This window comes from Bacillus sp. OTU2372 (assembly GCF_038440275.1).
Taxonomy (GTDB): Bacteria; Bacillota; Bacilli; order Bacillales; family Cytobacillaceae; genus Neobacillus; species Neobacillus bataviensis_B.
Map to the genome: position 1 here is coordinate 1 of NZ_JASATK010000078.1, position 495 is coordinate 495.

Annotated in this window: 1 protein-coding gene; it reads left to right on the forward strand. The window is 35.6% G+C overall.

Annotation, left to right across the window (positions count from 1 at the left end; genetic code table 11):
- The coding region (locus tag AAHB15_RS30000) for a transposase (protein WP_342043901.1) at positions 1-360 on the forward strand (360 nt) is incomplete at its 5' end.
- Positions 361-495: the final 135 nt, after the last annotated feature.

Sequence of the window (495 nt, forward strand, 5' to 3'; positions counted from 1 at the left end):
GAGATTGGCGAGATAGACCGGTTTAATCATCCAAAAAAGCTAGTAGCATTCGCTGGAGTTGACCCAGAAGTATTTGAATCTGGTAAATTTAAAGCCACACTAGTACGAATTACAAAGCGTGGTTCAAGCAGACTACGGCATGCCCTGTATTTGGCTGTTCGTGCTGGAATACGTGACGCTCGTAAAAAGAAAACAAGTGATGAGATCATCCCTAGAAATAAGAGATTAAGGGAATTTTACGATAAGAAACGCAGTGAAGGTAAATTGTATAAAGTAGCCGTTATTGCTTGTGTTAATAAGCTCTTACATTGGATATTTGCCATATTAAAAAACAAGACCACTTTCCAAGATATCACTTAGAAACTATATCTAACTAAATACAGAAAAACCTTCCAGTAATTTAAGGGAAGGTTATTTAGCATGCGCATTTTTAGTATAACATGGGTAATTTAAGTTTTTTAGTGAAAAATGTTGACAAACTATTAGCTGGTTTAG